Genomic DNA, 9459 nt, shown 5'->3' on the forward strand with positions numbered 1-9459 from the left:
GAACGAACACCGCATGGGCCGCAACTACCTCGCCGGCCAGCAGGGCGACGCCCTCAACGCCATCCTGGCCGCCGCCGGATATAACTTCTCTCTCCTGCTCAGGTGGCTGAAGGGATTTTTGTGGCTTCTCATCGCAGCCTTACAAAGTCAGCCGAAGAGCTCGAAGCCTGATCCCTCTCATTGTTCACGGCCGACGGGACAACCCAACCTCAAGCGAGAACATTTCAGGGGGGCACATCGGGTGCAAGTAATCGAAGCGCATCACTGATGACCAATGCCGCCTGCTTCTTTCGGCAACGCGCAGCGATGCGCTTCTGCTGAGCGCGATGTTTCTAAGCAGCGTCCCCGAATTGGATCGCAACCCAGCCCTGCAGTTGGCGCCAGTTGGGTTCGAGCCTGGCGAAACGCTTCAAGCTAAACGATGAAATGTCTGCGAAGCTGCAGACGCCGTCGACAACTACGTCGCGGATTGCTCGCCCGCTTGACGGCGACAAGCCGAAGCCGACGCTGGACATCGTGGCAACAACCACGTTGGAGAATGTCGAGAGCCGGTCGATCACGGGGCGCCCGTCGGGGGTGTTCTCGATCACACCGGCCCAAGAACGAATAATGCGGGCATGCGCGGCCTTCGGCATCATTTCAACCAAGCGGCGGCCTATATGACCCATCAGGGGGGTTGAGGGGTTGGATATTACGCCTCCCTCGGCTAGTTCCAGCCATTCGTGTGGACCGCCTCCAAAGGCCAGATTACCGCGCAGCGTCTGCCTGCCGTGGAGATCGTTACCATCAACGCCACCATAAGCCATCAGGGGAAGCGGCTCGGTAACGATCATCTCGGCACGCGCGCTTGCCAAAGGAACCTCCTGCCCCAGCATCGCCGAGAAGCGCCCGGTGTATGGCCCGGCTGCAATGACCAGTTGATCGCAGCCAAATAGGCCGCGCTCCGTGTCTACGCCTACCACCCGCTCGCCTTCGGTGCGGAACCCGGTGACCCCGCAGTGCTGCACGAGCTGGCCGCCGTGGTCCTGCATGGCCCACGCGTAGCCTTGGACTGTGCGGTGTGGGTTGGCGTGCCCCCCGAAGTGATAGAAATGAGCACCGGCAACGTTGTCGCCGACGAGTGGAACGAGTTCTCGGAGCCGCGTCCGGTCGAGCAATTCGCACCGGTGTCCATGGCGCTCCATCGCAGCGGCGCTGCGAGTTGCGGCCGCCAATTGCTCCTCGGTCACGGCGACGTGGATGCGGTTTGCAGAGAACTCCGTAGGATAACCGAGCAGTTCATCCATGATTGGCCACAGCCGCAGCATCTCCGGGTAAAGAGGCGAAAAAACGTGTCCGCAGCCCCCTCCGTTACGGCCGGAAGCCTCCCAGCCAACGATGCCCTTTTCTATAACCAGAACATCGACGCCGGTTTGTGCTAGCCACCAGCCAGCACTCAGCCCTGTGACGCCGCCGCCAATGATCACAACGGATGCACCCATGTTCTCAGTCATGGCCGCCTCGCTCATCAAGCGCAGCCGCGGTGGTAACATGATCGGTGGCAACTGTATAAAACTCGGGAACCTCCCATTGGGCTTTCCATTGCGATGGTATTCCAAACCAGAGTGCCCAATGACGGGCCTGATCTGGCGATTCCGGGATTTGGCTGGCAATTTCTAGCGGCAGCGGTCGTACTGGCGCGCGGTAGCCCGCAAGGGGAATTGCCGCTAGCGACGCGCCGGACTGCATGGCCAGCAAAGCAGCTATCTGCTCGCGGCAGCGCCGACCTTGGCACGGTCCCATGCCTGCGCGAGTGAGCCGCTTGACCTGGTCCGGGTTTGGGGGCGCGTCGCCAAGGAGGGTTGAGAGTGAGCGATCGTTGCGGCGCTCGGTTTGCCAGCCAAGATAACGCGGGGGGCGTAGCTCGAGGATCTCGCGGGCGGTAATCTCCTCGCATTGACAGACGTGGAATTCGTCACGCGCAGCGATGACGCTGGCATGTACCCAGGCCAGACGGTAGGCTGCCAGATCGTAGGCCGGCCGGTCGGGTCGCGGCGCTCCATCGTGCGCATGGTCTCCGGCAAGGCCCAGATCATCAAGGATGGTGGCGACTGCCAGTAAGGCTTCGCGTTCCGCGATGCTGGGATCGCACGATTTTGTAGGCCAGATGCCGGCGCTGTCGCCGATCACGAAAATATTGCGCACACTGGTACGCTGACCTGCATCCACCGCCGGCGCATAGCCGCCCCGCTCTGGCTGAAAGGCGACCCTGCACCCGAGCGCTGCGAGAAGATCAATAACCGGCGTGGCTCCGACCGCCAGCACAACGCCGTCGCAAGCGATTCGGCGTTCTTTGCCAACAGCCCGACCGGCTTCATCCAAGGCGGAAATGAGCACTTCTTCAACTGAGTCCCGCCCCAGTACCTCACGCACAACATGACGGGTCAGGAATTCGCAGCCGCCAGCGCGTAATTCGTCTACCATGTGTACGGGACCGACAGCCTCGGCCGCCTGTTCCACGATCCCCGCTATTTCCACGCCGGCCTTCTCGAGTGCTGCGGCAGCCGCCAGCGCCTCAGCCGACGTGCCGAGGATCAACACTCTCCGAGGGTTTAGGGCCCTGAACCGCGTTGCCAGCGAAACCGCCGCCGTGGCACCCATTACGCCCGGCTTCTCCCACCCAGGGAAGCCGAGCCCGATATCGCGTCGGCCGGCTGCGACAATTACGTATTCTGCGCCTATCAGCCAGCCACGTGTCTCGTCGGCCAGACCGGCGATCGTGCCGGGGAGCCAGTGGACACCGGGACCGTTCGCATAAAGACCCCAACAGGCGGTGCCGAGCCGGACGTCAACCCCAGCTTCGAACGCTGTCTGGATAAGTGGCTCGGAAGCGACGAAGCTCTCAAGCATAGCATTGCGGTTGCGCGCTACAGGAGACATGCCCTGTCCGTAGTGAAGCGGCACCTCGTTGCCCATGGTTATGAAGGGAACCGGGTTTTCGTCAATGAGCACGACCGAGAGTCCTCGGCGAGCCGCGTCGATAGCGGCTGCGAGACCAGCAGGACCCGCGCCAACTACCAAGAGCTGGGTCTGTTCCTCGACGATCAGCTCTTTGCCGGCAACAGATTTTTCGTCAATCTTCATGGTTCAAGCCATTCTGGTAACTGTTGCCTTCGTCCGAGGTTCTCCACCCGTTCGGAATGGCGTTAAAGCCGAACGAGCCTCTGGCCGGATTTTCAGGCGCCCAGACACTCTCATCGATTCATCGCTTCAAGGGGCTCCATGTCAAATTCAGTTTGTGAATTGAGCTAATCTGATTTCGAGATGAGCGTGGGCGCGCATGGTTGAGCCTTGTCCCCCGTGAACACTCGACCGGAGGCGAGCAGAAGCTCTGTGGCATCACCAAGCGCGGGAACCGCTACGTCCGCAAGGTCCTCGCTCATGGCGCGCGCTCCTGCTTTCGACCTGGATCGAGCCCGGGATCGCCTTGGACGCTGGCTCGACGGCTTGCAGAGCCAGATGCACCCGAACAAGGCCGTTGTCGCACCCGCCGCCAAGATGGCGCGCGCATTGTATGGGTTGTCCTGACCAAGCCGAGAGCGCTCTACGAACGCAGGCACTTTCATCCACCATCTCGGCGCTAGATGGCCACGATACACAAACTGAATTTGACGACAAGCCCTCCACGATAAAGAATAATCGAAACCATGGCGGTTTAACGGCCAGGAAATACTAAGGGAACTAAGTGGTGTCTGAGCTATGAAGCACTCAGCGGCCCGTAGCATGATGTTGCCCAAACCATCGCCATCCCATCTGAGTCGGCTATCAACTACCGGCTGCACAACGCCACGAGGTTTGATGATCAGATTTGGCTTAGTTTGGTCAGCAATCGCGTTGAACAGGGAGATCGCTGTACACCCGCAGTGGTTCATAGCAAGGAGAGCCAGATAATGGCTCATGGATTACGAATGGCGGATCTCTCCAGATCGACCTGCTCAGATGGCGAGTCTGCTAATCAATGTATAAGTTGAAAATCACGAAGTCGCCGCAAGTCGCTCCATAGTAACTTAACCATTAGGCGTGCCTTGAGCCGCCGTTAAGAAAAAGGGGAACTAGAATATGACAATCTCTCGACGCGACCTCATGAAGCTAAGTATGGCGGCTGGAACGGCTTTGTCATTCCCCTCGATCTTGCGTGGGCAAACATTGCCAACGGACGCTCGGACGGTTCGGATGGTAATGGTTGAGCTCCAAATCTTTGATCCGGTGTTCACGACAACCGACCCCACCGTTTTCCACAGCTTGGGCGTTTATGATACGCTATTCGCCCCCGACAGCAAGCTTATGCCACAACCGCAAATGGTCGGGAAGTGGGGCGTTTCCGACGATAAGAAGACTTATAGTTTCGAACTCCGGGATGGTTTGAGTTGGCACGATGGCACTGCGGTCACCGCAGCCGATTGTGTGGCCTCGATCCGCCGCTGGGCCCAAGTGGCTCCGGGCGGACAGTTGATCATGTCTCGTGCCAAGGATATCTCGAAAAAGGACGACAAAACTTTTGTAATTACGCTCACCGAACCTCTAGGGGTACTGATCGATCTGCTGGCTACGCTGTCAGCGCCGGTCCTGTTTATTATGCGCGAAAAGGATGCAGAGCGACCTGCGACCGAGCAGGTGACCGCGAACATCGGATCGGGTCCATTCAAGTTTAACCATGCTCTTGCCAGGCCGGGTGCGAATTTCACCTATGATCGCAATGAGAAATACGTGCCGCGCAGCGAGGCTTCTGACGGGTTTGCAGGCGGTAAAGTCGTTAAGGTCGATCGTGTCATTTGGGAAAACGGCGGCGATGCGCAGACTAATCTGGCTGCTTTGCAAGCAGGGGAGCTTGATTTCCTTCGCGATGCACCTGCGGATTTCTATGCTGCGATCGAAAACGACCCCAATCTTGAACTTCAGGTCCTGAATAAAACTGGCAACGACATGTGCGTGCGCATGAATCACCTTCAGAAGCCATTCGATAACGTGAAAGCGCGTCAGGCAATACTTCACTTGGTTGATCAGGAGGCGTTTCTGCGCGTTACTGCCCCTGATCCAAAGTATAGTCGACCCGTCACTTCGATATTCGGAAACAGTACACCTTATTCCAATGACGAGAACACAGGATGGTTCAAGAAGGGCGGCGACCCGAAAAGGGCCAAGCAGCTCTTCCAGGAGGCGGGATATGCTGGTGAGAAGGTTGTTATTCTCGACCCCACGTCTTGGGCCGCTGCCAGCAATGCCTCACAGCTTCTCGCAGCCGAACTACGCAAGATTGGTGTCAACGCTGAGCTTGCGCCAAGTGACTGGGGTGGGATTGTGGCGCGCCGGGGCAACAAGGGTCCTGTTGAGAGCGGTGGCTGGAGCATTTTTATCACCGATGATTTCGATTACGCCCAAGGCGATCCAATGACCGCGGTCTTCCTTGGCGCGAGCGGGGAAAAGGCCGCCTGGTTCGGCTGGCCTAAGAACGACGAATTTGAGGCGCTTCGGCTCAAGTGGCCGGATGTCGAAACTCTTGAAGAGCGACAGGCATTGGCTCGCAAAATGCAACGAATTTGGTGGGAATTTGTCGGTGACGTCAGATTAGGTCAAATTGTATCCCCGAGTGCTCACCGCAAATCGCTTACCGGACTCGTGGAGATGCCATACGTTGCCTGGTGGAATATGCAGAAAGCCTCAGGCTGATGGCGACGTATATGTTGCGCAGGATAGTTTCGGCCATGGCCGTCATGGTGATGGTCGGAATTTTCATCTTCCTGCTTCTCAGGCTGGCGCCGGGTGACCCAGCGGACATGATTGCCGGCAAGTCGGCCACGGCGGAGATGATCGCCGGCATCCGGGAAAAGTTGGGGTTGAATGACCCAATGCCGGTCCAGTTCATACGATGGGCGCGGGATATGCTTGACGGCGATTTCGGCACCTCGATTTTTGCCGGACGCCCTGTTCTTGAGCTCATTTCGCAGCGGCTTGAGCCGACTTTTTCCCTGTCGCTCCTGACGATGATGTTTTCGGTGACGGTCGGGGTTTCTTTCGGCATCCTTGCCGCTTGGCGAACTGGCGGTTTCATCGATCGCGCCCTCACCGCCTTTTCGGCACTTGGCTATTCCGTCCCGGTCTTTGTCATCGGCTATTTCCTCATATACTTCTTCGCTATCAGGGCACACTGGCTGCCGGTCCAGGGATATGCGCCGATCGATGGTGGCCTTGGACCTTGGTTCGCGCACCTGGTCCTTCCCACCGTGGCCCTTAGTCTTGGCTACATTGCATTCATCGCCCGGGTTACGCGGGCGAGCATGCTCGAGGTCCTCTCGGAGGACTATATGCGAACCGCCGCTGCCAAGGGCGCTTCGTCCTATGCCATGCTTTTCCACCATGCCTTGAAGAATGCCGGCGTCCCGATCTTGACCGTCATCGGCATAAGCTTTGCCTATCTGATCGGCGGAGTGGTCCTTACCGAAACGGTGTTCAACATACCCGGTATCGGCCGCCTGGTGGTGGATGCGATCAACAACCGCGACTATCCCATCATCCAGAGCGTGCTCATCCTGACGTCAGGTCTCTACGTCCTTATTAATCTCGCAGTCGATCTGGCCTACACGCTGATCGATCCCCGGATCCGGTACTGATATGACACTGCTCTCCCCGCCAGTTGAATACATTCCTACCGGCCGCTTTCGAGTATCTGACCTGCCTCGCATAGCAAGGCGTCATCCGCCGGTGATGATAGGCGGCGGACTATTGGCGTTGTTGATCCTCCTAGCACTCGCTGCCCCGCTGTACGGCGGCGATCCGATGAACATGGATCCATTCAATCGCCTTCAGCCACCTTCCGCGAAGATGTGGTTCGGAAGTGATCATCTGGGCCGGGACGTGTTCGCACGCACCGTATTCGGTGCCCGAGTTTCTCTACTGGTGGGATTGATGTCGGCGGCAGCCGCAGCTGTGGGCGGGCTTATTATCGGTATTATCGCCGGTTACAGTCGCGGTTTCGACAATGTCGTCATGCGGGTCATGGATGGCCTAATGTCGATCCCGACTATGCTGCTGGCCATTGCCCTTATCTCTCTGACGGGTCCCGGCATCGGCATTCTCATCGTCGCGATCACGATTCCACAGATGCCAAGCGTCACCCGGCTCGTTCGTTCGGTGGTTCTGAGTGTTCGCGATCGCCCTTACGTTGAGGCCGCCGTCTGTGGAGGCGCACGCCTGCCAAAGGTGCTGTGGAGGCATATCGTGCCGAGTACCATTCCGCCGCTTATGGTCCAGAGCGCCATAGTCTGCGCAGATGCGATTCTGACAGAGGCCGGACTGAGCTTTCTCGGCGTCGGCGTGCCGCCCGAGATCGCTAGTTGGGGCAACATGATCTCGAATTCTCGCCTGTTTCTTGCCATCGCTCCTATGACAATCTTCGCCCCCGGTATCTGCCTCGCCGTCACGGTCCTTGCGGTCAACCTTTTGGGGGATGGCCTGCGCGACATGTTCGATCCCCGCGCCAAGCGGAGGCGCTGACATGCAGATGCATCAAGCCGCAGGGAATGACTTGCTTCTCGATGTCCGAAACCTCGAAACGCATTTTTTCGGCGAAGACAGTGTCACCCGCGCCCTGGGCGGCATCAGCTTCCAGGTAATGAAAGGCGAAACGCTTGGGGTCGTCGGCGAATCGGGATGCGGGAAGAGCGTCACTGCCCTCTCCATTCTTCGCCTGCTGCCGAAGCTGAGCGCGAAGACTGTCGGCGGTGAAGTCCGCTTCCACGGACGCGACCTCCTCGACCTGTCCGATCGTGAGATGCGAAAAATTCGCGGCGACCAAATCGCCATGATTTTCCAAGAACCGATGACCAGTCTGAACCCGGTTTATACGGTCGGCCGCCAGATCGCAGAGGCGGTGCAGATCCACACGAAAGCCTCCCGCTCGGTGGGCATGGCAAAGGCCGAAGAGATGCTCCGTCTCGTCCGCATCGCGGACCCCGAGCGTCGCGTCAACAACTATCCGCATGAGATGTCGGGAGGCATGCGCCAGCGCGCCATGATCGCCATGGCTCTTGCCTGCTCACCGGACCTGTTGATTGCCGACGAGCCGACTACGGCCCTCGACGTCACAATCCAGGCACAGATTCTGCGACTCATCGTCGACCTGAAAGAGCGCACAGGAACGGCAGTGATGTTCATCACGCATGATCTGGGCGTTGTCGCCGAGACGTGCCAGCGGGTGATCGTAATGTATGCTGGGCGGATCGTGGAACAAGCGAACGTGATAGATTTGTTCTCGCGTCCGGCGCACCCGTACACCCAGGGCCTCATGCGATCGGTGCCTGACCGGCGGCGCGGCCGACAAAGTCGCCTTCCGGAAATTCCCGGGATTGTGCCAAGCCTTCGCGACCCCATTGTGGGCTGCAGCTTTGCGCCACGCTGCTCGTTTGCGATCGACATTTGCCGCGAGAAAACACCCATTCTGAGTGATGTCAGGCCAGGCCACGCCGCCGCTTGCTGGCGCGCCGAAGAGGTGATGGGAGCATGAGTGGTCCTTTGCTGACAGTCGAGAACCTGACTAAGCACTATCCGCTCGGCGCGGGATTCTTTAGGAAGAGCATTCCCGTGGTGCGGGCGGTCGAGGATGTATCCTTCTCGGTCGAGGCGGGCGAGACACTCTGCATCGTCGGCGAATCCGGCTGCGGCAAGTCCACTGTGGCGCGGCTCTTAATGCGGCTCGTGGAACCTACGGGCGGACGCGTTCTAATCGACGGGAACGACATTGCTGGCCTCAAAAAGCAAGCGCTCCACGCGTTTCGCCGTCGGATGCAGATGGTCTTTCAGGATCCTTACTCGTCGTTGAACCCCCGCCTCAGCGCCGGACAGATCATCACCGAGCCCCTCGAGAATTTCGAGCGCCTCAGCCGGAAGCAGCGCAACAAGCTTGCTGCGGATCTTCTCCAAAAGGTCGGAATGTCCCCCGAGATGATGAACAGGCTCCCCTCCGAGTTGTCGGGCGGCCAGCGTCAGCGGCTCGGCATTGCGCGGGCACTAGCGCTCAATCCCTCGCTCATCATCGCCGACGAAGCGGTGTCAGCTCTTGACGTCTCGGTGCAGGCGCAGATCTTGAATCTGCTTCTGGACCTCCAGAAGCAGATGGGTATCGCTTTCGTCTTCATCTCGCATGACCTTGGTGTCGTGGAGCATATCGGCCATCGCGTTGCGGTCATGTATTTGGGGAGGATCGTGGAGCTTGCGCCCTGCGAGGCGCTCTTCGCCAAGCCGATCCACCCCTACACCGAGGCGCTGATTGCGGCCGCTCCGGTCCCGGATCCCACGCGAGTTCGACTAGAAGCACCCGTTGAGGGCGAGGTGCCGAGCCCGATCAATCCGCCCACCGGGTGCGCGTTCCACCCGCGCTGCCCGCTCGCCGTCGAGCGCTGCCGCAACGAAGTCCCCCCTTTGGTT

At 59.1% G+C, this 9459-nt stretch carries 7 protein-coding genes and 2 pseudogenes; 7 read left to right on the forward strand and 2 right to left on the reverse strand.

Going from position 1 to position 9459, the window contains the following annotated elements:
- Positions 1-268, forward strand: a pseudogene (locus tag EOC06_RS25435) (hypothetical protein); the annotation flags it as partial.
- Positions 269-332: 64 nt separating this feature from the next.
- On the opposite strand, the gene EOC06_RS25440 reads toward EOC06_RS25435, so the two are convergent.
- Together EOC06_RS25440 and EOC06_RS25445 are read right to left on the reverse strand one after the other, a co-directional pair.
- Positions 333-1508: an FAD-binding oxidoreductase gene (locus EOC06_RS25440; RefSeq protein ID WP_127268395.1), complete on the reverse strand. Its 1176-nt coding sequence runs from the start codon at positions 1506-1508 to the stop codon at positions 333-335.
- Positions 1486-3123, reverse strand: a complete 1638-nt coding sequence (locus EOC06_RS25445; protein ID WP_127268396.1) for an NAD(P)/FAD-dependent oxidoreductase — start codon at positions 3121-3123, stop codon at positions 1486-1488. The genes EOC06_RS25440 and EOC06_RS25445 overlap by 23 nt, the downstream gene beginning before the upstream one ends.
- A gap of 194 nt (positions 3124-3317) precedes the next feature.
- Here EOC06_RS25445 and EOC06_RS43475 point away from each other — a divergent pair.
- From EOC06_RS43475 to EOC06_RS25475, 6 genes and pseudogenes are all read left to right on the forward strand, one after another.
- Positions 3318-3434, forward strand: a pseudogene (locus EOC06_RS43475) (transposase); the annotation flags it as partial.
- Between the two features lie 664 nt (positions 3435-4098).
- On the forward strand, positions 4099-5706 hold the full coding sequence (locus tag EOC06_RS25455) for an ABC transporter substrate-binding protein (RefSeq protein ID WP_127268397.1): 1608 nt from the start codon (positions 4099-4101) through the stop codon (positions 5704-5706).
- A complete protein-coding gene (locus tag EOC06_RS25460; RefSeq protein WP_127268398.1) occupies positions 5706-6647 on the forward strand; it encodes an ABC transporter permease in 942 nt (313 codons plus the stop codon). Before EOC06_RS25455 ends, EOC06_RS25460 begins: the two co-directional genes overlap by 1 nt.
- Before the next feature lies 1 nt (position 6648).
- Positions 6649-7530, forward strand: a complete 882-nt coding sequence (locus EOC06_RS25465; RefSeq protein WP_127268399.1) for an ABC transporter permease — start codon at positions 6649-6651, stop codon at positions 7528-7530.
- A gap of 1 nt (position 7531) precedes the next feature.
- Positions 7532-8539, forward strand: coding sequence for an ABC transporter ATP-binding protein (locus EOC06_RS25470; protein WP_127270363.1), 1008 nt, complete (start codon positions 7532-7534; stop codon positions 8537-8539).
- The coding region (locus EOC06_RS25475) for an ABC transporter ATP-binding protein (protein WP_128309085.1) at positions 8536-9459 on the forward strand (924 nt) is incomplete at its 3' end. The genes EOC06_RS25470 and EOC06_RS25475, both read left to right, overlap by 4 nt.

It is taken from the genome of Mesorhizobium sp. M7A.F.Ca.MR.362.00.0.0 (genome assembly GCF_004023175.1).
In the GTDB taxonomy this organism is placed as follows: domain Bacteria; phylum Pseudomonadota; class Alphaproteobacteria; order Rhizobiales; family Rhizobiaceae; genus Mesorhizobium.

Coding starts and splice junctions, on each gene's coding strand:
- EOC06_RS25470 (WP_127270363.1), top strand. CDS start 7,532: ATGCAGATGCATCAAGCCGCAGGGAATGACTTGCTTCTCGATGTCCGA.
- EOC06_RS25440 (WP_127268395.1), bottom strand. CDS start 1,508: ATGAGCGAGGCGGCCATGACTGAGAACATGGGTGCATCCGTTGTGATC.
- EOC06_RS25460 (WP_127268398.1), top strand. CDS start 5,706: ATGGCGACGTATATGTTGCGCAGGATAGTTTCGGCCATGGCCGTCATG.
- EOC06_RS25465 (WP_127268399.1), top strand. CDS start 6,649: ATGACACTGCTCTCCCCGCCAGTTGAATACATTCCTACCGGCCGCTTT.
- EOC06_RS25455 (WP_127268397.1), top strand. CDS start 4,099: ATGACAATCTCTCGACGCGACCTCATGAAGCTAAGTATGGCGGCTGGA.
- EOC06_RS25445 (WP_127268396.1), bottom strand. CDS start 3,123: ATGAAGATTGACGAAAAATCTGTTGCCGGCAAAGAGCTGATCGTCGAG.